Here is a 21874-nt window from a genome sequence, read left to right as displayed (position 1 = left end):
CAACATCATGAACCAGTCAACCAGTAATCGTTCCGAGGCGGGTGGGGTCAAGGAAACCACGACATACACGGTATCTCACTGGGGCACCTACGAAGTGGTCAAGGCAGATATCGGCAATATGCCCGAACTCAGGCCCTTTCGTCGTGATCCAGACCCGTCTCCTATTGGATTGCACCAGCTTGCCCAGTCCTTGCAGGATGTGCGCGTGCGCCGGCCGGCCGTTCGCAAGAGCTGGCTCGAGGGGGGACCGGGTAGCCGGCCCGATATGCGCGGCCGCGATCCTTTCGTCGAAGTGACTTGGGACGAGGCGGTTACGCTGGTCGCTTCGGAATTAAATCGCGTAAAAACGTCGTTCGGCAACAGTTCTATTTTCGGCGGGTCCTATGGATGGTCCAGCGCCGGACGTTTTCATCACCCCCAGAGCCAGGTTCACCGATTTCTGAACTGTCTGGGAGGATATGTCCGACATGTCGATTCCTACAGCCTTGCCGCGGCCAACGTCGTTTTACCCTATATTGTCGCGGACATGGATGAGATCATGGCGAATCATTCATCGTGGAACTCTTTGGAGGGTAACACTGAACTGTTCGTCGCGTTTGGCGGAATCCCCACGAAAAACGCCCAAGTCAATGCCGGAGGCGTCAATATTCATTCTGCCAATCTCGGTGTCGCACGGCTCGTCGAGGGCGGGACGAAATTCGTAAATATTGGCCCAGTAAGTGACAACATTGCCGGGGCCGCCGCAAAGGCGCAATGGATACAGTGCCGCCCTAACACCGATACTGCCGTCATGCTAGCGCTGGCTTACACGCTGATTGAGCGCGATCTCGTCGACTACGACTTTATCGGACGTTGTTGTGTAGGCTTCGAACGCTTCCGCGACTATCTTGTCGGTAGCCTCGATGCTCAAAAGAAAACGCCGGAGTGGGCGGCCGAAATTTCCGGCGTGAGGGCGGAGACGATTGTCTCACTGGCCGTTGAAATGGCTCGCTCGCGAACAATGCTGAATATCTCCTGGTCCCTGCAGCGAGCTTCGCATGGCGAGCAGCCGTTCACCGCATTCGTGTCGCTCGCCGCCATGTTGGGACAGATTGGCAAGCCGGGCGGAGGGTTTGGACTAGGCTATGGTGCAATCAACGTGGTCGGAAGCCCTCACATGCGCATCAAAGGTCCAAGGCTTTCGCAACTGGACAATCCGGTTAAGGAATTTATTCCGGTTGCGCGGATTGCTGACATGCTTCTTAACCCAGGCACAACATTTACATACAAAGGCGCCACGCATCGCTATCCCGACATCCGGTTAGTTTACTGGTCAGGTGGCAATCCCTTTCATCACCACCAGGATCTCAATAGGCTGCAACACGCCTGGTGCAAACCGGACACGATCATTGTCCATGAGCAGTATTGGACACCTACGGCCAAGCGTGCTGACATCGTTTTGCCAGCGACGATTTCGCTTGAACGCAATGATATAGCATCCGCGGCGCGTGAGGGTTTCCTGGTCGCGATGAAGCAGGCTATCCAACCGACTGCAGAAGCCCTTGACGACTTTGAAATTTTCTCCCGCATTTCAAGACGGCTGGGAACGGAGGAGACCTTCTGTGAAGGTCTCGACGTCATGAGTTGGCTGAACAGGCTCTATGGCGAATGCGCCGAGAAGAACAGCGCCCAAGGTGTCGAGCTACCGTCATTTGATGAGTTTTGGCAAGAAGGCATGGTCGATTTGACGCCTTATGACCGGCCTTTCACGATGTTGAAGGACTTTGCCTTCGCGCCGGAGCAATATCCACTCGCCACCCCAACGGGCAAAATTGAGATTTTCTCTGAGACAATCGCCAGCTACAAACTCGCAGATTGCCCCGGCTATCCATGCTGGCTGGAACCTGAGGAATGGCTTGGATCTCCCATTGCCAAACAATATCCCATTCACCTGTTGAGCGACCAGCCGTCGCGTCGGCTGCACAGCCAACTCGACGCGAGCCCCTACAGCACAGAAAGCAAAATCCACGCCCGGGAACCTGTCTTCATCAACGTGACCGACGCGGCGGCACGTGGGATCAGCAGCGGCGATGTAGTCGAGATATTTAACGGCCGCGGACGTTGCCTGGCCGGCGCCGTTGTCTGCGATGATATCATGCCCGGAGTTGCGCGCTTGAACACAGGCGCATGGTTCGATCCAGATCCGGAAACGGGTATAGAACGGCACGGCAACCCAAATGTGCTGACTTTGGACAAACCCGCGTCAAGCCTGTCCCAAGGATCAATCGCTCAGTCCTGCCTTGTCGACGTAAGACGTGTTGTGGGTGAGTTCCCACGTGTGGGGGCGTTCGACTTGCCGACGTTCGAAAGGCGCGCATCGGAGGCGGTCTCCTCCGTCAAAATTCTCTAATCTTAGATAGGTAGGTTATGGCTTCGCTTGATGTAAAAGACGTAAGGAAATCCTTTGGTGCGACCGATATTATTCGCGGCGTAAACATCAGTATCGATGATGGCGAATTCGTCATCTTGGTCGGCCCCTCAGGGTGTGGCAAATCAACTCTTCTCAGGATGATTGCCGGTTTGGAAACCGTCTCTTCTGGAGAAATCAGGATTGGTGCGAAAATTGTCAATGATGTTGCGCCAAAGCAGCGCGATATCGCGATGGTGTTTCAAAGCTATGCACTTTATCCGCACATGACCGTTGCTGAAAACATGAGCTTTTCGATGCGGCTCAAGGGGGACTCGAAGGTTGAGATTGCAAAGCAAGTAGACAGAGCGGCGAAAATATTGGGGCTTACGACGCTTCTCGATCGCTATCCCAAGCAGCTCTCCGGGGGCCAGCGGCAGCGGGTTGCCATGGGCCGCGCTATTGTGCGGAATCCGAAGGTTTTCCTGTTCGATGAGCCGCTCTCGAACCTTGACGCAAAGCTGCGTGTGCAAATGCGGACCGAAATCAAAGAGCTTCATCAAAAACTTAGGACGACCACAGTGTATGTCACTCATGACCAGATCGAGGCGATGACCATGGCGGACCGCATCGTGGTCATGCGCGATGGCAATGTGGAGCAGGTCGGCGCACCACTCGAAATATACGATCGGCCTGTCAATTTATTTGTAGCGGAGTTCATCGGTTCACCGTCAATGAACCTTGTTCACGGGACAATTTCCAACACTGCTTTCGTCTCTCGCGATGGTACCCGATGGCCAATTCCGCCGGTGAACGCAGAGTTCGAGGGGCGGCGGGTAGTATTGGGGATAAGACCAGAGGACCTGCAACTAACCCAATCGGGGCTCTCCGCCGAGTTGGTCCTCACTGAACCGACAGGCTCGGAAACCCAAATGGTTGTGAGAGCGGGCGGCGAAGAGCTTATTTCCATTTCCCGCGAGCGTGTCTCCTTCGAACCAGGGAAACAACTGCATCTTTTGCCGAAGCCAGATGCGATTCATCTTTTTGATGCCGAAACCAGCGTGAGGTTGGTATAGGAACTCGCATTTGACCGGAATCGGGAAGATGGATTCGCTGGGTGGGGCGTCGATATTGTGCATCGATGTCCACCTTTGTACGGCGCGTCGATTCGGCCGAGATGGCTGCATCCATTGCGATGGGATCGTAGTTTGAACTGTCCCGCCATTCGACAAGCTCGTATGTTCGGATCAACGCTCGTTTACGGTTCGCGGAATTCGTCATATCACCACGGACCGCCTTCATCCCCTGGAAGGTATCGTCACTTCGATCGCCCTACGCCAGGAATTTGTCAATCCGTTTTGTCGGATGAACGATGATGCGTGGAACGACGTCTGCACGCCAAGCTATGGATCATTGCTGTTCATTTTCGCTGTGACGATCAAGTGGCCATGCCGGCCACTTACCGCTCATCGCCCTCGAAACCAGAAACGAGCCAATTTTTGGCTTCCGACGCAACACCGCGAATCTACTCCTCGCAGCATTGGTCGACAAGCAAATGCGGCCGCTAGCTTTACTCGAGGTAAGCCAATATTTGTAAGGGTTAATCCCGCCGCTTGAAAAAGCCAGTCTGACGTGGTTGTCTCGAATCAAGACCCTCGCAGAGGTTGTCCATCGGAGGGCAAAAGCTGGAGAAAATCGAGCTTATAAGGTCTATAGTAGAGGTTTATAGTGCAGCTTGAAATACGGAAATGTTTCAAGGCATTGAACGCCGTCGACCGCCTTCAATTTTTCATGTACCAAATCGTGCAATACATCGACTCCTGTAGCTTGTACCTCTATGAACAGGTCGAACCGGCCAAACGTCGATAGGATATAGGTTACCTCGGAGACGTGCTCCAGACGCTCGACAACATCGGCAACAGGGGCGTTTGGACCCAACTTCATCGCAACCCAGGCAACTACACGATCGGGAAATGCGAGAGGATTCGCAATCGCAAGTATCTGCATCTGTCTCGTTTGGAGCATCGCCGATACTCGAGTGCGAACCTGCGTTTCCGATATTCCCAGCGCCTGGCTGACCGAGCGGTACGAAGCCCGTCCATCCTTGCCAAGCGCGGCCGCTATCTGCCAATCAATGTCCGAAAGGGGTCTGGTGTTGACCTTGAGCGAATCGTTCTTGTAGCCGGGGCCAAGGAAACCCGCCTTCTGATAGTTCAATACCGCGCCTTCGAACATCTCGAACGACGCTAAACCAGGCTCCTGAAGTATCCGGTCTTGCAGGATTTCCAGAGCGCTATCTCTATCCGTTGTGACGATCTCAACGATAATCGAGTATCTGCCAGACGTCAGAACGACGTAGTCAATCCCGTCGATCCGCGCCAACGAACTGGCAATATCGGAAGGGCGGAAGCCCGGCACGCAGGTCAGGCCTACCAGCGCGATGGCGCGGTATCCGAGTGCCGCCGGGGTGGTAAGTGCGACGATGCGGATCGCACTACAATCCAACAGTCCCTGTACACGGCCCCTCACAGTTTTTTCTGTAAGGTTCACCCGCTCGGCGATCTCGGTAAACAGCATTCGGCCGTCTGTTTGAAGAAGCGCAATTATTTCCAGATCTTTCGGGTCGAACGCAAGCCCGGTTGCGAGTTCAATCGCGACGCTCGTGTGATCGTGTAAGGCTAGCTTGTCGTCCACAGAAACCACTCCTTTTGTTCCCTTTCTACGAGCCGTGCGCTGCAACTTCAAGAACGCTATTGTCATCGGCGCAGAAATGCGCAAACGGGTTCTGATATTTTGTTATTATGCGTAAAACAGTATTGACGAATGTTTATAACGCGCATACCGTCCCTCATCCGATCGTGACCTACGTTTCTGGGAGGCAAAAATGAAAATTGGTCTGTTGCAAGAAGGTGAAGTAATGGCGGGCCGCACTGTTGCGAGCCGTTACGAAGAGATGATTGCGGAAGTCGTTCGCGCCGACTCCCTCGGCTTTTCCAGCTGGGGCACCTCGGAGCAGCATTTTAGCCCGCCGCGTTTTACGGTTTCGGCGCCTGAAGTGCTCTATGCGGCCATTGCCCGCGAGACCAGCAACATCAAACTGCGCATCATGTGCGCCGTCTTGCTGCAATGGAACCATCCCATTCTGGTGGCGGAGCGCCTTGCAACCCTCGACATCGTATCAAAGGGGCGTGCCGAGATCGCCACGGCGCGTTCAAATAACCTGACGACGCTCGAAGCGTTTGGAGTCAACCCGTCTGAAACCCGCGCGCAATGGGAAGATGGAATGAAGCTTCTCTCGAAGCTCTTCGATGAGGACTTCGAGGGCTATGAGGGTTCTTTCTGGAAAATTCCAGCCCGTTCGATCGTGCCGCAATGTTTGCAGCACCCGCATCCGCCCGTGTCTGTCGCGGCATCGAGTGTTGACACGCACCGAATGGCTGGAGAGCGGGGAATTGGCGTTCTCACCTTCGAGAACTATTTCGGCTTCGACTACCTGCAGGAATGCATCGACGCCTATCGCGAAGGGCAGCGCCGTGCGACGCCAATGTTCCGCGGCACCAACAAGAACCTTGGTCTCTATGTTGCTACGGCCTTTTGTGCCAGGACAAAGGAAGAAGCCTGCCGCATCGCCCGCGACGTAGCGCTCGGATACTTCAAGTTTATCCTCGAACTCTATGTTCCGCTCGGCAAGCGGGCCTCTTATGAATACCTCGACGAAAAGATGACGCGCCTGCTGGAGAACGAGAACAACCTCGATTTCCTGCTGTCTGAGACCCCGTCGGTCATGATCGGCACGCCGGACGACTTCGTGAAGCGCCTCAAAGACCTCGAATCGCGTGGCGTGGACGAGGTTCTGCTGCGCATTGATGGCGTGCCTCATGAGGATATCATGAACTCGCTTGACCTGATCGGCCGTAAGGTCATCCCACACTTCGAACCAAACAAGATTGCCGCAGAATAACGCAAGCCGCCAAGGCCACTGGGATCGCCGAGGGGCGACATCCAACAGCAAGAAGAACAATGCGAATGCTATCAAACCTAACTGGGAGACTTACCAATGACTTACGAAGAGGAACTGGATAGAAGGCTCGCTCTCTTGGCGCAGCCGGCCCATCAGGGAGAAGGTTTCGACACCATCAGCAGCCTCTGGATGCTTTTCGGCTGCTTCATCCTTCCCGCCATGCTGCTTGTCTGGGGATGGTAAGATGTCGGAACTCAATATGCCTGCAAGCGTTGTCCACGCTGCGTCAGCTCGATTTGAAGCTGACAAGTCAGCTCTACCACTGTTGCGTTCGGAACGCAACTGGGGATCGTGGAAGCTGTTTTTTTCGCTGGCAACAGTCGCGGCTGCAACCTGGTGCTATATCATCGGCGAGTATGTCGGCTACTATCTCGATTTCAAGCAAAGCTTCACCACGTTGATCGGTGGAAGCATGGTCGGGATTCTGCTGGTAATCCTGGCGCTCATACCTGTGTGCATGCGTTATGGCATCGACTCCATCGCTGCTTCTAAGCCTCAGTTCGGCACCCAGGGTTGGATCATTCCATTCACGTTGCAATATCTGTCGATCGTGGGCTGGAACTGCTTGCTGTTGATTTTCTTCGGGAAATCGCTCATCAATTTTCTCATTGCCGCTGGCGCGCTCCCACCGGGCGATCACCGTTGGCTCATGACCTGCGCAACGCTCCTGGCCTGCTCCATTTCGTTTGCCGTGCTCCTGAAGGGGGCAAGGGGCGTTGACCGCATCGCCAAGATACTCGTTGTGCACGTCGTCGTCGGGCTCTGGATGCTTTGGCTGATCGTCGATCAGCGGTGGAACGACCTTGTGAATGCAGCTCCGCAATACGCCGCCAAGGAACCGCTCTGGAACTACACGACCGGCATCGAACTGGCGATCGCGCCGGCACTATCCTGGTGGCCTTATTTTGGTGCGATGGTTCGCATGTCGCCTAACGGCAAGACCGCAGTGCCCCCTGCCATGATGGGGTTTGGCCTGGTGGTTGGATTGCTCAGCATGATCGGCGCAGCTGGCATCCTGGCTCTGCAAATATCAGATCCAGCCCAATGGATGCGCGCCGTTGGCGGCGAGACCTATGCGGTCATAGCACTCGCTTTTGTAACCGCTGCCAACCTCGGTACGGCCGTCGCCGGGATCTATGCCTCGTCAATCGGTCTGCGCCACTACAAGAAGCTGGAATCGGCCCCATGGTGGCTGCTCCTGGTGATTTCCATCGGACCAGTCGCGGCTGTCGGTGTTCTCGTGCCCGACCTGTTTTTCAACAACTTCGGCACCTTCCTGGCATTGATCGCGGTGACGTTCGCCCCGCTATGCGGCATCCAGATCGCAGACTACTTCATTTTGCGGCGAGGCGTTGTCAGTATCCACGCAATCTATGACCGAAGCCCGAAAAATGAGTATCGGTATTGGAATGGCTTCAACCCTGCAGCCATCCTTGCAATGATCGCCGGTTTCGTCACCTATCTGAGCCTGCTCAATCCGCTGACCTACACGTCGTCGTCGCTTTACCAATACACGACTGCTTCGTTACCTTCGGCACTGATCGCTGGCCTTGCGTTCATCCTGTTCACGACGCTCATCGTGAAACCCGCCAGGCGCGGCGGATACTAAGAGAACTAAGACTTCCCAAGAGTGACAACCCCCGCGGCCTGCGTGCCGCGGGGGACACTGAAACCGACGTTTGTGAGAAGAAAATGAAACAGGAACCGCAAGAGAGCGTAGCCCTTCTCAAGGCCCTTATGGCCGACATGCCATCCGGTGTTACAATCGTGACGACCCTGGACGGCGACGGCGACCCAAGCGGAGCAACGCTTTCCGCCGTCATGTCACTGTCGCTCGATCCTCCCCTTATGCTGGCCGCATTTGACCGGAGATCCAACACGCTGAAAGATCTTCAGGCGGTCGGAAAGCCCTTCCTGATCCACATCCTTTCCGGCGAACAGGCGGATCTGGCGATGAGATTTGCTGGAAAGGGCGATGCAAAATTCGAGGGCGTCGCCTGGACGGCGGGCTATCTCGACACGCCGCAAATCGAAGGCGCTTCCGGAGTAATCGCCTGTCATGTCGCCGAGATCATCCCCGGCGGCGACCACGTCATGATTATCGGCGCCGTCCAGAATATCCACCACGACAGCACAAACCCGACGCTGCTCTATCATCGGCGCAGCATGTTCTCAACCGATCGGTTCCAGGAGTTGGCGTTATGATCCGGATCACAGTTGTATATGGGCTACCGGCAGACCCGGCATCCTTCAACAGCCATTACGAGACAGTTCACGTACCTCTTGTCCTCGCCATGCCGGAACTGAACGGCTTTGAGTATAGCGTGGGCGACGTTAGCCCCGGTGAGGGCACTAAACCAGCACATATGGTAGCGGTGATGACCTATCCCGACCATGACACTCTGTCGCGCTCCTTCGGTTCACCCGAAGGCCAGGCGGCGATCGCAGACGTCGCGAATTTCGCCACTGGCGGCGCATCGATCTACACCGCCGAATTCAAATCGGCACTTTTTAAGGAGGAGAGCCAAAGATGAACGCACATTTCAATCCTCAGGATATGCTTGGGGAAAAAGCCAAGGCACTGCTCGGCGCTCCCCAGCAGCTGCTGATCGGCGGCAAGCTCCTGGATGCGTCCGACGGTGGAACCATCGAAACCTTCGATCCAGCCACAGGAAAGGCGATCGCCCGCGCGGCACATGCCACGGCCGCAGACGTGGATCGCGCTGTCAAAGCGGCAAGCGATGCACTCGTTGGCCCATGGGGTCGCATGAGTCCCGCGGATCGCGCAGCACGGCTGATGCGGCTCGCTGAATTGATCGAAAGTCGGGCACAGGAGATCGCGGAAATCGAGTCGCTCGACAGCGGCAAGCCCGTCGAGCATATCAAGTTCGTCGATATCGGCCTTTCCGTAGATGCGTTACGTTACAATGCTGGTTGGGCAACGAAGATTGGCGGGGAAACTCTGCCGGTGAATGCTCCTGACATGCACGTTTACACGCGTCGCGAGCCGATTGGTGTGGTCGCAGCGATCGTTCCATGGAATTTCCCGCTTTGCCAGGCTTGCTTCAAGATCGCACCGGCGCTCGCCGCTGGCTGCACAATCGTCCTTAAGCCGGCGGAACAGACGCCGCTTTCGGCCCTGATTCTGGGCAAACTGGCACTGGAAGCCGGGATTCCCGAGGGCGTTCTCAACGTTTTGCAAGGCGAGGGTGAAACGACCGGCGAAGCACTGATCAGTCATCCCAGCATCGCAAAAATCGCCTTTACCGGTTCTGAGACTGTCGGTAAGCATATTGCGCGCAGCGCCGCCTCGACGCTCAAGCACGTTTCCCTCGAACTCGGCGGCAAGAACCCAAACATCGTGTTTGCTGACGCCGATATCGAGGCCGCCCTTCAGACGGCAGCCATCGCGGCGTTCTTCTATACCGGCCAGGTCTGCTCCGCAGGCTCGCGTATCATGGTCGAGAAGAAGGTGTTCGATCGTGCCGCTGAGACGCTGATCGCCGAAGCGTCGAAGCAGAAGGTCGGTTACGGACTCGCGACAGACACGACGATGGGACCGCTTATTTCTACCGAACAGCGCGACCGGGTCGCATCTTATGTCGAACAGTCCCGTCAGACTGGGATCCGTGTCGCAGCGGGCGGAGACATCCCGAGCGACCTCCCGCCCGCAGGGTCCTTCTACAAGCCAACGATCCTGCTGGATGTCGATGACAATGCCAGGGTCGCACGTGAAGAAATCTTTGGACCGGTCGTCATCGTGCAGCCCTTCGAGGATCTCGACGAGATCGCTCGTCGCGCGAACGACACCACCTTCGGCCTGGCAGCCGGCGTGTGGACGCGAGATATTGGCCGAGCTCACAAGCTTGCTTCGATGTTGCAAACCGGAACCGTCTGGATCAACACCTACAACCAGTTCGACGCTTCCGCCCCTTGGGGTGGCTACAAACAATCCGGTTTCGGTCGCGACAACGGTAAGGAGGGTATCGAAAAGTTTCTCCAGACCAAGACCGTCTGGGTCAATTGCGCCTAGTGGAACCGCCAGAGGACTCGCGAGATGCGAGGTCTCTGGTTACACGTCCGACAGTGAGGAAAAAATGTCCAAGCAAATCGTGATCCTCGGTGGTCGTGTTATCACCGTTGCTGGAAGCAACGACGATGATCGCTGGCAAGGCGTGTTGGTGCAGGGCGATCGCATCGTCCGCCTTGTGACCCGGCAGGAAGTGGCCGACCTTGGACCGGAGGTCGATGTGGTCGATCTGGGTGACCAGACCCTGATGCCGGGTTTTGTCGACGTGCATGCCCACGCGGAAGTGGTGTGCCGAACATCTTACAAAACCGTCGACTGCCGCGCCCCGGAATGCGGGACCATTCCTGACGTCCTTGATGCGCTCTCATCCTACCAATCCTCACTCGGCGCAGGCGAATGGCTCGTCGGACAAGCGAATCTTTTTTTTGATCGAAAGCTCGAAGAAAAGCGCCTGCCATCGCGCGCTGAACTCGACTCCATCAGCACGGAACGCCCGATCGTTCTCCGCGCCGGCGGCCATATCTCGGTTCTCAACAGTAAGGCGCTTGCACTGGCCGGCATTGATCGGAAATTCGAGCCACCCGCCCACAGTGTCACCGGGCGACCAGAAGTGATCCGCGACGGTTCGGGAGAGCCCACAGGCGTCATCAAGGAAATGGACTCTCTTCTTCCCTTACCGTCACCTGATGCGGAGGAACTCCGCGATGCGATCGAGCAGGGGCTTCGGAAATATTTCACGGCCTACGGCGTCACCACCATCGGTGAGATTTCAGAGACGATCATTGGCATCGAATGTATGAATGATCTGGCGGAGATGGGACGGCTACCGGCCAGCATTCGCACCTATCTCTGGTCGCCCGGGACCTTGGAGAGCCTGGACATGGTCAAGAACTGGAAGGACCACATCACATTGACCGCTTCCGAGCGCGACATACGGATCCAGGGCCTGAAACTCTTTTCGGACGGTGGTTTCTCCGCAAAGTCGGCGGCGGTGAATTGCTGTTACGTGGGCCATCCAGGTTTTTCTGGATCGATTGCGTTCGACCAGTATTTCCTCCGCCGCGCGTTCCTGATGACGCAGGAAGCCGGGTTGCAGCTCGCCGTCCATGCCAATGGCGATCGCGCACAGGATTGGCTTTGCAAAATGGTCATCAAGCTTGGCGGCGCCAATGCAGGACGCACGCGCATGCGCATCGAGCATGCGGGGAATTTCATGCCGAATCCTGGTTCGGCAGACCTCTGGTCGCAAGCCGGCATCATTCCAGTTCCCCAACCGGTCTTCATATACACGTTCGGCGAGTACTTCCCCGATTATCTCGGCGATTATGGTCGCCGTGGTCGCTTCCCGTTCCGTACGTTGCTCGATCGTGGTTGGCGGCTTTCCGGCAGCTCGGATGTCTGGATCGGTTCTGAGCGAGAGGCAACCAATCCATTCTTCAGCATCTGGTGTTGCATGAAGCGCCAGACCTATTCGGGCAATTTCATCGATACGGATGAGGCCATCAGCTTTGACGAGGCACTCAGGATGCATACTCTTGATGCCGCCGCGACCATGGGGGAGGAGGATGAGAAGGGAAGCCTCACGCCCGGCAAAGTGGCTGATGTGATTGCTGTCAATGGCGATCCCAAACGCATGGCTGCCGACGAAATTCGCTCGCTCCGTCCTACGTTCGTGATGTCGCGCGGCCGCACGATACTTGGCATGTCGGCTGCCACTTGAGGAGTTGGCAGCGAACACGGATTGTCCAATGCACGGACTTTCCCGTCTTCAGAGTGCAGGCTCAATCAAGAAGCGGCCACGCCTGAAGACATCGATATGTCGCTTACCACGGCTCTCTCGAATTGTTTGCCCGGAACTTGGGAAACCGGCTTGCCTGCGCTGAACCGCAGGAGAACTTCAAAAGGATAATGTCATGGCAATTGGTAGAATAAAAGATGCTATCGCGGCAATCTCGCGCGGCGAACTGGTGATCGTCGTCGATGATAGGGACCGCGAGAACGAGGGTGATCTTGTGATCGCATCCGACGCCGTTACTCCAGCGTCAATCGCGTTCATGATGAACTATGCCCGAGGACTCATTTGTATTGCGATGGAAGGCCAACGGTTGGATGAGCTTGAGATCCCCTTGATGGTTCCTTGCAATACCGAAGGTATGAATACGGCTTTCACGGTATCAGTCGACTATATCCCGGAAACGACAACCGGCATTTCAGCAGCCGACCGTGCGGCAACACTACGCGCGCTTGTCACATCGGGCATGCAACCAGACGAGTTTGCCCGCCCGGGCCATATATTTCCACTGCGTGCGCATCCTGCGGGGATTCTTGGGCGGCAGGGCCACACCGAAGCTGCCGTTGCTCTGGCAAGGCTTGCAGGCCGTTCACCATCTGGCGTGATATGTGAAATTGCCAACGATGATGGTACGATGGCACGTTTCGTGGACCTCGAAAAGTTCGCAGAGCGGCACGATTTGTTGCTGGTGACGATCGAGGATCTGGTCGCATATATGACCGATCGCGAGTGCCAGGAAAGAGTTGATGAGCTGACTGCCGCGTAGTCACCGGGAACAGACGTTCGTTCCATATCGCAACACTTTCGACCGAGGCCTATGGCGACAGCTAGCTCTCACGCAACTGGACGGACGCCGTAAGCAAAGCCGATATGTCATCGGCCCTGCTTCGAGTGCGATGATTGAGATTCGGACGGACTCGCAGCCTTCACGCGGTTCGCTGGGCCGCTATTTCATTGTCGTGGAGAGGTTCACGCTCTCCACGCCGGATGACAGCAGGGTCGTAGCTTTTGCGGTTAAACACCTCTCTGACCATGTCTGCAAAAAACTCCAGAGACTTGTAGTCATAGTGCGGATCGAAGCTTGATTGATCCCAGAGCTCACAAAAATCCGCACAATCCTGGAAATACGGACTGTCGCGATAAGCCTCGCGCTTTAGCGGGTTTGCGCCTACATGTTCGCCGTAGTACAGCAATTGAAAGTCGCCATGTTTTTCTACCACCCATGCACACTGCTCACGTACGAAAGGACGGATGATAGCTGCCGCATACTCATCGTGATTATAGGGAGCGTAGATGTCCCCTATATCATGAAGGAGGGCGGCAACAACCCAGTCAATGTCGGCGCCAGCCTTCCATGCGCGGGTAGCGCTCTGAAGCGAATGCTCGAGACGGGTGACCTGGTAGCCAGATAGTGAGGCGTCCAGATCTTTCATGGCGACAAGTAGTCGATCAGCGGTATGGGAGGCGTATTCCCTCTCGTGGGCGGTCAGAAACTGATAGTCTTCACGATCACCATCTTTCATCTGAGTGAATTTTACGGTCTTCGTTTCCACAGGTTTCTCCCTACTGGGTTGGTTGCATTCAGTGAGGCGTAAACAAGAAAATATGGCCCCGCAGGTAGTTGCGGAGTGCCGTCTCGGAACCAGGTTTGACGACCTGTGATTCAATGAAAGCTTGAAACTCTTCGTGTTGCGATACGAGATCTGCAATATTGACTACGTCGCTTCTTTCGAGACTGAAGATGATCAACACATGACGCGCAATGGCATTCCACAGTGTCGCGGTGACGTTATTGCCGGACGCAACGCTAATCTGACGGTGATATGCCACATCGGCACGCATTGCTGCCGTGATGTCGCCAAGCGTCTCGGCGATCCTCATTTGGTGAAGCCCCTCTTGCAGGCCATCGAGCGTTGCGTGGCCTGCGCGCCATGCAACAAGCGCGTCGCGAAGTAGTAGTTCTTCCAGAGCGAGTCGGACTTCGAGCACACGCTTGATATGTACGGTATCAAAGGCCGCGACGCGGGGGCTTTTATGCTCTACGCCCGTGATAATTCCTTGAGTCTGCAGAATCTTCAGACCCTCCCGCAAGGGAAACCGGCTAACCTGCATCTGGTCCGAAATTGTCGTTTCCACGATACGCTCCCCCGGCTTGAGCTCGCCAGACGCAATGGCGTCCGCCACCGCATCCGCGACCAAATCGGCAAGTGATCGCCGTTTACCCTCGAGTGCTTGTCCTATCCCGTTCAAAAAAACCTCTTGACGTTTGTCATATTGGTATACAGGTTTACAAAAATAGCAACAATGAAGGGGAAGTCAAATGTCATTCAAATGTTCTTCAGCCGCAGCTTTGACCGTTGCCGCTCTTCTCACAGTCTCGCTTGCCCATGCGGAACTGTCCAAGCCTACCAAGGGACAAGATACCATCATCGATCGTATTGAGAGTGCAGGCGTCCTCAAGGTCGCCGCTATCGGTGAGTATCCTTGGCTACCGGAGAATACATCCGGATCAGGAGAGCCGTTCAGCGGGCCTGCCTGGATCTACGCCAAGGAAATCGCGAAGAACCTTGGCGTCAATCTCGAAATAGTCGCCGTCAGCCACGAGACAAAAGTCCCGATCCTCGCGACAGGGCAGGCAGATATTACGATAGCGCCATTGGCGATCACACCAGCGCGCGCGAAAGTCGTCGACTTCGTGTCGTATTCTCAATCGAGCCTGTGCATGTTCGGTCTCTCCGACAATGCCAAACTTTCGTCTGCTCAGACCGTTGACGATCTCGATAAGTCAGACATCACGATTGCCTATTTCATCGGTATGCAGTCCGAGACTTGGATTCCTGAACGTTTCAAGAAAGCGGTCAAGCGGGGAGTGGCGGGATCAGGCGCCAACTCGCCAGTTGAGGAGATACTATCTGGCCGCGCTGATATCGCCCCTGTTGACAATGTGGCCTGGCCGAAACTGAAGAGAGAGGTTCCCGGTTTGGAATCCTGGCCGAAAGGCGACGCCTGTCTCGTGAGCCGGGAAATGGCGGCGCCGGTTGCGATCGCGGTCGCCAAAGGGCACCCGGTTTTCCTGAAGTTCCTTGCCGATGTGCGTGACAGTGTGGCGGACAAACTTCGCGCAGAAGAGATGCGTATCATGAAGGAGGAATGATCGGCTCAACGACAGCTAGGTGGGGAACGTAATGCAATGTCATATATTCTACAGCTCGCTACTCATTGGCAGTTTCTCGGCGCAGCGATCGTCGTAACACTCAAGCTGACAGCTCTGGTGCTGCTATTCAGTGGCATCATCGGAATGTTGGTGGGTGTACTTCGGAGCCAAGGTTCTCCTTGGCTCCAGGGTGCTCTTGGCTTGTACATCGATTCCATGCGCGCTATTCCAATCCTTGCCATACTGGTCTGGATTTTCTTTGCCTGTCCTTATCTATTTGGTTTTTCTGCCTCACCGTTTTCGGCGGCGGTCATAGGTCTCAGCATTCACAGCGGCGCCTATATGGCCGAGATAGTGCGTGCAGGCCTCTTATCCATTCGCACGGGCCAGACCCGGGCTGCCCTCTCGCTCGGCATGACGAGACTACAAGTCTTGCGAGTGGTGACCATGCCGCAAGCGATGATCCGTATGCTGCCAGCAATCGGCTCACTTGCGACCGTCATCGTCAAGGATACCGCCATTACAACCGTGCTCGCTGTGCCAGAGTTGATGAGAGCCACGCAGATTCTCGCCGGCAAAACCTATCAGCCATTCACATTCTATACCTTCGCGATGGCCGCGTATTTCTGCATTTGTTTTCCGCTCGCGCGCTTGAGCGACAGAATGTTCGATTCACTTGCCCATAGGGGCACATCATGACGATGGATTGGGAGATTGTTTTTGAACATCGGGACGCCCTCCTGAACGGTGTTGAGATGACCATCTTTCTGGCGGTTGCGACCATGGCATTTGCCTTGCCATTGGGCTTGTTGGTCGCGCAAGCGAGAATGTCCTGCCACGTGTTCTTAAGGATGCCTGCCACAATATACGTCGAGATCTTCCGGTCTACGCCTTTGGTTCTACAGATCTATTGGGCATTTTACGTGATGCCCGTTGCGCTTGGGATCCGCCTGGATGCCGTATCCACTGCCCTGCTTGGATTGACGTTAAACGTCACGGCATACAATTGCGAGACATTTCGGGCTGGATTGGTATCGATTAGAAGGGGGCAAACCAATGCCGCGCTTGCCCTCGGTATGACAGGCTTTCAAGCCTTTCGTATTGTCATCTTGCCCCAAGCGGTCCGACGGGTCCTGCCTGCTCTTGCCTCGACCTGGATCTCACTTTTTAAAGATACCTCGCTGGTGTCAGTCATTTCGGTGGCAGACCTCGCTTACACCTCCATGCATTTGCGTTCACAAACATTTAGAGTCTTCGAATTCTTAAGCGTGATGGCAGGTCTCTATTGGCTGATGGGATATCCTCAAGCCAAGGTGGTCGACTGGCTCTACAAAAAATACAGGGTGACGGAATGAGTCGGTTTCGAAAAAACGCTGCGCCCATCTTAAGCTTCCGGCGCATCAGTAAAAGTTATGGTAGTCTCCCTGTTCTGCGCTCCGTGGACCTTGACGTCTATCGTGGTGAGACAGTCTGCATCATCGGACCTTCGGGTTCTGGAAAATCCACGCTGCTTCGATGCGCGAACCTTCTCGAAACAGTTGATGAGGGAGGCATCTTGTTCGACGACCAGGATATTGTGAAAGGGCGCGATGCGGTTGCCGTGAGACAGCGGATCGGAATGGTCTTCCAGAACTTTGAGCTATTTCCTCATATGACAGCTCTCCAGAATGTGGCCGCGGGACCAATCACGGTGAAGGGCTTGCCCCGACATCAGGCCTTTGAAGAGGCGGTTGCTCTTCTCAAGCGCGTGGGATTGGAAGATAAAGCATCGTCGTATCCGTCGATGCTGTCAGGTGGCCAGCAACAACGGGTCGCAATCGCGAGGGCGCTGGCCATGCGGCCAGACGTATTGTTGTTCGACGAGCCAACCTCTGCACTCGATCCCGAAAAGGTTGGCGAAGTCCTTGCCGTCATGCAATCTCTTGCCGAGGAGCATGTGACAATGGTTGTGGTCACCCATGAGATGGGCTTCGCACGCCGTGCAGCAGATTGGGTCGTGCTGATGGACGCTGGTCGAATTGAAGTGGAGGGGCCTGCCGAAGAGACTTTTGAAGCTTCACTAAATACGCGTCTGCGCAATTTCCTTAGTCATGGCTAGGCCGTTCTATAGTTATATCGGGTTGAATTGTGGACCGTTTGGATAAATTGCTCAGGTCGCTTGCGTCCGTCGGGCTGAAACAATCATCGTCAGCGCTTTGGCAAGAACGTCCAGCCCTTGCGGCAGCCCTCCATCAATGAACCGAATGATCCTGGAATGCGGCCCAAGTACGCCGACACTGTAACGAACACCGATACCATCAACATCAATGGGAACCGCAAAGGCTGAGAGTTCTGGGACAACTTCCTGGATGCAAGTCGCATAGCCCTGAACTCTGATCCTCGCATATTCCTGTAGCAGGATCTCTGGATCGGTAATGGTCTGACTGCTTAATGCTGGGAGACCACCACGTATCGTTGCATCGATCGTTTCCGCGGGTTGATACGCCATGATCGCCTTGCCGGCCGCAGTCGCGTGCGGCTGCAAAATCTTTCCCGGCAGGACGTAGCCCGTCCAGGTGTCATTCGGCGACGAAATTGCGATGGATTCGATCGAAGTTCCGTCCAGGCGGCACAAATAGCAGGTTTCGCCGACTTTACTGCTGAAGTCCTGTAGCAGGGGTTTCGCGAGCGTGGCAACCACGTCGGAGTCAACTGCGAGCCGTCCCAGACGCTGGACGCGCGCCGACAAGATGTAACGTGGTCTGGTCCCGCTTCCAACTGTGACCAGATCCGTTCGCTGCATCGCGCTCAGCAACCGATGAACCGTTCCTTTTGGGAGCATCATCATCGTGACCAGTTCGTTGAGGCCAAGGCCTCGTGGGTAGCACGCCAGGAATTCGAGCACACGAAAGTACCGCTCAAGTGGCACCAGCCGATCCGCGTCATTGCTCTTTTCCATGGTTTCGGCCGTCATTCCCTTACCCTTCGTTCCAAAATAAGCGCCATCGAATACAGGTTTCGAATTTACACTTTTACTTTTGGGCGTTGACATTGGTTTCTGTCAATGGTGTTGTGTTCCATATATTGTGATAGGTTTCGAAAAACGGAACAGCGGGAACAGCATTCTATGACGACGCAGCCAAATGGCCCTGTGCTTGAGGCGACGAAACTTGTGCGAGAATTTTACGGCTTCCGCGCCGTAAACAATCTCGACATATCGATCGCTGATGGCCACATCCACGCCCTGATCGGCCCGAACGGCGCCGGGAAAACCACGGTCTTCAATCTTTTGACGAAGACCCTTTCCCCGACGTCCGGCAGTATCTTTTTGCGGGGCAAAGACATTACCCGCATGCCCCCTGCGGAAGTGGCTCGGCAAGGCCTTGTCCGCTCCTTCCAGATCTCAGCCATTTTTCCGAGCCTTACCGTGGTTGAGAATGTTGTCGTGGCGCTGCAAAGGCCGGCCGGGCTTGCCACGCAACTCTGGCGCTCCCGGCGCGCGCTGCAACCTCTCTATGGCCGCGCCGAAGAACTGATCGAGAGCGTCGGGCTTGCCGCCTGGACCAACCGCCTGGCCGGTGAGCTGCCTTATGGCCGAAAGCGAGCGCTGGAAATCGCAACCACGCTCGCGCTCTCTCCTGATGTTTTGCTCCTCGACGAACCCATGGCCGGAATGGGGCGGGAAGACATCGATGACATGGTCGATCTCATTCGCAAGGTCGCCAAGGGCAAGACCGTCGTAATGGTCGAGCATAATCTCGGTGTTGTTTCCCGCCTATGCGACAGGGTGACGGTGCTTGCCCGCGGAGAAACGCTTGCCGAGGGAACTTACGCGGAGGTGAGCTCCGATCCCCGCGTGCGGGAAGCCTATATGGGGAATGGTCATGGCTGAGTTGCAACCGCATCTACGCCTGTCGGGCGTGCAGGGTTGGTACGGCGAAAGCCACGTCCTACACGGTGTCGACCTCTCCATCATGCCGGGCGAGACCTTGATGCTGACGGGTCGCAACGGCGCCGGGAAAACGACAACGTTGAAGGCGATCGCTGCGCTTTTAAAAAAACGTACGGGCAGGATCGAGATCAACGGAAAGGATGTGACCACCACGCTGCGCCATCGGCTCGCCTATGAAGGCCTGGCCTATGTTCCCGAAGAACGTGGCATCTTCGCAAGCCTCACGGTCGAGGAAAATCTTCTTCTGCCGGTTGTCGTCGCAGACGGCGGCATGACGATTGACGAGATTTACACGCTGTTTCCGAATCTAAAGGAGCGCCGCGCAAGCCCAGGCACCAGGCTCTCGGGCGGTGAGCAGCAGATGTTGGCCATGGCCCGCGTGCTGAGGACCGGTGCAAGGCTTCTGATGCTTGATGAACCGACCGAAGGGCTTGCCCCCGTCATCGTCGACCGGATTGCGGAAACGCTGCAGATCCTCAAAGAGCGCAAGATGACGATCCTCCTTGTCGAACAGAATTTCAATTTTTCGCGTGGTCTCGCCGACCGACTTTGCGTGATGGAGCATGGCCGCGTCGTGCTCGAGTTGCCTGCTGCCGATATTGATCGGCGGCGTCCCGAACTCGAAGCCTATCTCGGAGTCTGAGATGTTTAACTTATCTATTCAGCTCATTTTGGGCCAGTTGCTGATTGGCGTCATCAACGGCGCCTTCTATGCGGTGCTGAGCCTCGGTCTTGCCGTGATTTTCGGCCTTTTACGCGTCATCAATTTTGCGCATGGTGCCCAGTACATGCTCGGTGCCGTCACGGCGTGGCTTCTGCTGCAGTATTGCGGTATCGGCTATTGGCCGGCCCTGTTTCTAGCGCCAGCAATCGTCGGTCTTTTCGCGCTCGTCATCGAACGTCTGCTTCTGCGACGGATCTACAATCTCGACCATCTATACGGACTTCTTCTCACCTTCGGTCTTGCCTTGATCATTGAGGGATCACTCCGGCATTGGCTCGGTGCTGCCGGCAAACCCTATGCGCCGCCCGCAGTTCTGACTGGTGTGTGGAATCTTGGCATCGTTGTCGTGCCCGTCTATAGGGCGTTCATTGTCGGCGCCTCGCTCGTCGTGTGTCTTGCCGTATGGCTTCTCATCGAGAAGACGAAGATCGGAAGCTATCTTCGTGCCGCGACAGAAAACGCTAGTCTCGTCGAGACCTTCGGCGTCAACGTGCCTGTTCTTCTGTCGGCGACCTATGTACTCGGCGCGATGCTGGCAGCGTTCGCAGGTGTCCTGGCCGCGCCCATTTATCAGGTCAGCCCACTAATGGGCAGCCATCTCATAATCATCGTTTTCGCGGTCGTCGTCGCAGGCGGCATGGGCTCGATCATGGGAGCCGTGGTCACAGGCTTTGCTCTCGGCATCCTCGAGGGCTTGACGAAAGTTCTCTATCCGCAGGCTGCAACCGTCGTGATCTTTGTTGTCATGGCCCTCGTCCTGCTCTTCAGGCCGGCTGGTCTCTTCGGACGTGACACGGCCATGAGCGCGGCGAGCCACGCCATCGCCGCCGCCGGTCGTATTTCACGCGCGGCACTGATCCCGGCGGTCGCTCTCGGTTTGGCTGTCGCCCTTGTCGCGCCGCTCGTGGTCTACCCGACATTTGCAACCCGTGTCCTCTGTTTTGCCCTGTTTGCAAGCGCGTTCAATTTGCTGATCGGCTATGTCGGGTTGCTTTCGTTCGGCCACGCAGCATTCTTCGGGGGCAGCGCCTATATTACCGCGCATGCACTCAAGGTGTGGGGTCTGTCTCCGGAAATCGCGATCCTCGCGGGTGTCGCTTTCGCCAGCGCCATCGGCCTTATTTTCGGCATCCTTGCGATCCGCCGGCAAGGGATTTACTTCGCGATGATCACGCTGGCGCTTGGGCAAATGGTCTATTTTTGTTTCCTGCAGGCACATTTCGCCGGAGGCGAGGACGGTATCCAGGCGGTTCCCCGTGGCGTTCTGTTCGGCATCTTCGATCTTTCCGATCCTCTGGTGCTCTATTACAGCGTGCTGGCGATCGCAGCGGCCGCGCTCACGGCGACCTGGCGCGTGCTGAATTCACCTTTCGGGGCGATCCTGAGCGCCGTTCGCGACAACGAGCTCCGAGCCGTTTCACTCGGCTATCGAGCCGAACGCTACAAGCTTGGCGCGTTCGTGATTTCTGCGGCGCTAGCAGGGCTTGCCGGCAGTCTCAAGGTCATCACCGTCCAGATCGCGTCGCTAACCGACGTCACCTGGCAGATGTCGGGCGAGGTGGTGCTCATGACGCTGTTGGGCGGTATGGGAACCTTCTTTGGCCCCGCCGTTGGCGCAACGGTAATCACCGTCATCGAGCACTACCTGTCCGGTTTTGCCGTCCCGGCGCCGGTTGTTACAGGTGGTCTCTTCGTCATCTGCGTGCTTGTCTTCCGACGCGGCATCGTCGGCGAACTCATCATGCTTCTGCGCGTCCGGGGCTCTGCCAGCGATCAGCCAGACGTTGCAACTCCGATACCTGCGAAGGTTTGATCGTCATAACAACCAGAGAGGAA

Annotated in this window: 21 protein-coding genes and 1 pseudogene; 18 read left to right on the top strand and 4 right to left on the bottom strand. The window is 56.0% G+C overall.

What is annotated here, in order from left to right:
* The first annotated feature begins 7 nt into the window (after positions 1-7).
* Positions 8-2389, top strand: coding sequence for a molybdopterin-dependent oxidoreductase (locus DA915_RS14560; RefSeq protein WP_107676454.1), 2382 nt, complete (start codon positions 8-10; stop codon positions 2387-2389).
* A gap of 17 nt (positions 2390-2406) precedes the next feature.
* Positions 2407-3462, top strand: coding sequence for an ABC transporter ATP-binding protein (locus DA915_RS14555; RefSeq protein ID WP_107676300.1), 1056 nt, complete (start codon positions 2407-2409; stop codon positions 3460-3462).
* A 634-nt stretch (positions 3463-4096) separates the two neighbouring features.
* On the opposite strand, the gene DA915_RS14550 is transcribed toward DA915_RS14555, so the two are convergent.
* Complete coding sequence (locus DA915_RS14550; RefSeq protein ID WP_192886519.1) at positions 4097-5080, bottom strand: Lrp/AsnC family transcriptional regulator; 984 nt, start codon at positions 5078-5080, stop codon at positions 4097-4099.
* A 190-nt stretch (positions 5081-5270) separates the two neighbouring features.
* On the opposite strand from DA915_RS14550, the gene DA915_RS14545 reads away from it, so the two are divergent.
* From DA915_RS14545 to ribB, 8 genes are all read left to right on the top strand, one after another.
* Complete coding sequence (locus DA915_RS14545) at positions 5271-6347, top strand: LLM class flavin-dependent oxidoreductase (RefSeq protein WP_107676298.1); 1077 nt, start codon at positions 5271-5273, stop codon at positions 6345-6347.
* 96 nt (positions 6348-6443) lie between these two features.
* Entirely contained in the window at positions 6444-6590 is a 147-nt protein-coding gene (locus DA915_RS28930; protein ID WP_192886518.1) for a hypothetical protein, read from the top strand.
* Between the two features lies 1 nt (position 6591).
* Entirely contained in the window at positions 6592-8016 is a 1425-nt protein-coding gene (locus tag DA915_RS14540; protein WP_202864239.1) for a cytosine permease, read from the top strand.
* 83 nt (positions 8017-8099) lie between these two features.
* A complete protein-coding gene (locus DA915_RS14535; RefSeq protein WP_107676297.1) occupies positions 8100-8612 on the top strand; it encodes a flavin reductase family protein in 513 nt (170 codons plus the stop codon).
* Entirely contained in the window at positions 8609-8941 is a 333-nt protein-coding gene (locus DA915_RS14530; RefSeq protein ID WP_107676296.1) for an EthD family reductase, read from the top strand. Before DA915_RS14535 ends, DA915_RS14530 begins: the two co-directional genes overlap by 4 nt.
* Entirely contained in the window at positions 8938-10440 is a 1503-nt protein-coding gene (locus DA915_RS14525) for an aldehyde dehydrogenase (protein ID WP_107676295.1), read from the top strand. The genes DA915_RS14530 and DA915_RS14525 overlap by 4 nt, the downstream gene beginning before the upstream one ends.
* 64 nt (positions 10441-10504) lie before the next feature.
* Positions 10505-12157, top strand: coding sequence for an amidohydrolase (locus tag DA915_RS14520; protein WP_107676294.1), 1653 nt, complete (start codon positions 10505-10507; stop codon positions 12155-12157).
* 193 nt (positions 12158-12350) lie between these two features.
* Complete coding sequence (gene ribB, locus DA915_RS14515; RefSeq protein ID WP_107676293.1) at positions 12351-12995, top strand: 3,4-dihydroxy-2-butanone-4-phosphate synthase; 645 nt, start codon at positions 12351-12353, stop codon at positions 12993-12995.
* Between the two features lie 160 nt (positions 12996-13155).
* Here the strand turns inward: ribB and DA915_RS14510 are convergent, their stop codons facing one another.
* A complete protein-coding gene (locus tag DA915_RS14510) occupies positions 13156-13752 on the bottom strand; it encodes an HD domain-containing protein (RefSeq protein WP_107676452.1) in 597 nt (198 codons plus the stop codon).
* A gap of 58 nt (positions 13753-13810) precedes the next feature.
* Complete coding sequence (locus DA915_RS14505) at positions 13811-14479, bottom strand: GntR family transcriptional regulator (RefSeq protein ID WP_107676292.1); 669 nt, start codon at positions 14477-14479, stop codon at positions 13811-13813.
* A 70-nt stretch (positions 14480-14549) separates the two neighbouring features.
* On the opposite strand from DA915_RS14505, the gene DA915_RS14500 reads away from it, so the two are divergent.
* Genes DA915_RS14500 through DA915_RS14485 form a run of 4 tightly spaced genes read left to right on the top strand, consistent with a single transcriptional unit; the run spans position 14550 to position 17481 of the window.
* Positions 14550-15383: an ABC transporter substrate-binding protein gene (locus tag DA915_RS14500; RefSeq protein WP_107676291.1), complete on the top strand. Its 834-nt coding sequence runs from the start codon at positions 14550-14552 to the stop codon at positions 15381-15383.
* A gap of 36 nt (positions 15384-15419) precedes the next feature.
* Entirely contained in the window at positions 15420-16082 is a 663-nt protein-coding gene (locus DA915_RS14495) for an amino acid ABC transporter permease (RefSeq protein ID WP_107676290.1), read from the top strand.
* Positions 16079-16738, top strand: a complete 660-nt coding sequence (locus DA915_RS14490) for an amino acid ABC transporter permease (RefSeq protein WP_107676289.1) — start codon at positions 16079-16081, stop codon at positions 16736-16738. The genes DA915_RS14495 and DA915_RS14490 overlap by 4 nt, the downstream gene beginning before the upstream one ends.
* A complete protein-coding gene (locus DA915_RS14485; RefSeq protein WP_107676288.1) occupies positions 16735-17481 on the top strand; it encodes an amino acid ABC transporter ATP-binding protein in 747 nt (248 codons plus the stop codon). Before DA915_RS14490 ends, DA915_RS14485 begins: the two co-directional genes overlap by 4 nt.
* 51 nt (positions 17482-17532) lie before the next feature.
* On the opposite strand, the gene DA915_RS14480 is transcribed toward DA915_RS14485, so the two are convergent.
* Complete coding sequence (locus DA915_RS14480; RefSeq protein ID WP_192886516.1) at positions 17533-18336, bottom strand: IclR family transcriptional regulator; 804 nt, start codon at positions 18334-18336, stop codon at positions 17533-17535.
* A gap of 153 nt (positions 18337-18489) precedes the next feature.
* On the opposite strand from DA915_RS14480, the gene DA915_RS14475 reads away from it, so the two are divergent.
* The 4 genes and pseudogenes from DA915_RS14475 to DA915_RS29210 all read left to right on the top strand — a co-directional run bounded on the left by DA915_RS14475 (position 18490) and on the right by DA915_RS29210 (position 21851).
* Positions 18490-19254 carry an ABC transporter ATP-binding protein gene (locus DA915_RS14475; protein WP_107676286.1) on the top strand — a complete coding sequence of 255 codons (765 nt, stop codon included), beginning with the start codon at positions 18490-18492 and terminating at the stop codon, positions 19252-19254.
* Complete coding sequence (locus DA915_RS14470; RefSeq protein WP_107676451.1) at positions 19247-19957, top strand: ABC transporter ATP-binding protein; 711 nt, start codon at positions 19247-19249, stop codon at positions 19955-19957. The genes DA915_RS14475 and DA915_RS14470 overlap by 8 nt, the downstream gene beginning before the upstream one ends.
* 1 nt (position 19958) lies before the next feature.
* Positions 19959-20831 (top strand): annotated as a pseudogene (locus DA915_RS29215) (branched-chain amino acid ABC transporter permease); the annotation flags it as partial.
* A gap of 6 nt (positions 20832-20837) precedes the next feature.
* The gene (locus DA915_RS29210) at positions 20838-21851 is read left to right on the top strand and encodes a branched-chain amino acid ABC transporter permease (RefSeq protein WP_244600731.1); all 1014 of its coding nucleotides are present in this window, start codon (positions 20838-20840) and stop codon (positions 21849-21851) included.
* Positions 21852-21874: the final 23 nt, after the last annotated feature.

It is taken from the genome of Agrobacterium sp. LAD9 (genome assembly GCF_003031125.1).
Classification (GTDB): domain Bacteria; phylum Pseudomonadota; class Alphaproteobacteria; order Rhizobiales; family Rhizobiaceae; genus Agrobacterium; species Agrobacterium radiobacter.
Note: the sequence above shows the minus strand (reverse complement) of the source record. Positions and strands in the feature narration are given on the sequence as shown.

What these genes read in the sequence shown, in the direction of transcription:
- DA915_RS14560 (WP_107676454.1), top strand. Translation starts at nt 8, where the DNA reads ATGAACCAGTCAACCAGTAATCGTTCCGAGGCGGGTGGGGTCAAGGAA.
- DA915_RS14555 (WP_107676300.1), top strand. Translation starts at nt 2,407, where the DNA reads ATGGCTTCGCTTGATGTAAAAGACGTAAGGAAATCCTTTGGTGCGACC.
- DA915_RS14545 (WP_107676298.1), top strand. Translation starts at nt 5,271, where the DNA reads ATGAAAATTGGTCTGTTGCAAGAAGGTGAAGTAATGGCGGGCCGCACT.
- DA915_RS28930 (WP_192886518.1), top strand. Translation starts at nt 6,444, where the DNA reads ATGACTTACGAAGAGGAACTGGATAGAAGGCTCGCTCTCTTGGCGCAG.
- DA915_RS14540 (WP_202864239.1), top strand. Translation starts at nt 6,592, where the DNA reads ATGTCGGAACTCAATATGCCTGCAAGCGTTGTCCACGCTGCGTCAGCT.
- DA915_RS14535 (WP_107676297.1), top strand. Translation starts at nt 8,100, where the DNA reads ATGAAACAGGAACCGCAAGAGAGCGTAGCCCTTCTCAAGGCCCTTATG.
- DA915_RS14530 (WP_107676296.1), top strand. Translation starts at nt 8,609, where the DNA reads ATGATCCGGATCACAGTTGTATATGGGCTACCGGCAGACCCGGCATCC.
- DA915_RS14525 (WP_107676295.1), top strand. Translation starts at nt 8,938, where the DNA reads ATGAACGCACATTTCAATCCTCAGGATATGCTTGGGGAAAAAGCCAAG.
- DA915_RS14520 (WP_107676294.1), top strand. Translation starts at nt 10,505, where the DNA reads ATGTCCAAGCAAATCGTGATCCTCGGTGGTCGTGTTATCACCGTTGCT.
- ribB (WP_107676293.1), top strand. Translation starts at nt 12,351, where the DNA reads ATGGCAATTGGTAGAATAAAAGATGCTATCGCGGCAATCTCGCGCGGC.
- DA915_RS14510 (WP_107676452.1), bottom strand. Translation starts at nt 13,752, where the DNA reads ATGAAAGATGGTGATCGTGAAGACTATCAGTTTCTGACCGCCCACGAG.
- DA915_RS14500 (WP_107676291.1), top strand. Translation starts at nt 14,550, where the DNA reads ATGTCATTCAAATGTTCTTCAGCCGCAGCTTTGACCGTTGCCGCTCTT.
- DA915_RS14495 (WP_107676290.1), top strand. Translation starts at nt 15,420, where the DNA reads ATGTCATATATTCTACAGCTCGCTACTCATTGGCAGTTTCTCGGCGCA.
- DA915_RS14490 (WP_107676289.1), top strand. Translation starts at nt 16,079, where the DNA reads ATGACGATGGATTGGGAGATTGTTTTTGAACATCGGGACGCCCTCCTG.
- DA915_RS14485 (WP_107676288.1), top strand. Translation starts at nt 16,735, where the DNA reads ATGAGTCGGTTTCGAAAAAACGCTGCGCCCATCTTAAGCTTCCGGCGC.
- DA915_RS14480 (WP_192886516.1), bottom strand. Translation starts at nt 18,336, where the DNA reads ATGACGGCCGAAACCATGGAAAAGAGCAATGACGCGGATCGGCTGGTG.
- DA915_RS14475 (WP_107676286.1), top strand. Translation starts at nt 18,490, where the DNA reads ATGACGACGCAGCCAAATGGCCCTGTGCTTGAGGCGACGAAACTTGTG.
- DA915_RS14470 (WP_107676451.1), top strand. Translation starts at nt 19,247, where the DNA reads ATGGCTGAGTTGCAACCGCATCTACGCCTGTCGGGCGTGCAGGGTTGG.
- DA915_RS29210 (WP_244600731.1), top strand. Translation starts at nt 20,838, where the DNA reads ATGAGCGCGGCGAGCCACGCCATCGCCGCCGCCGGTCGTATTTCACGC.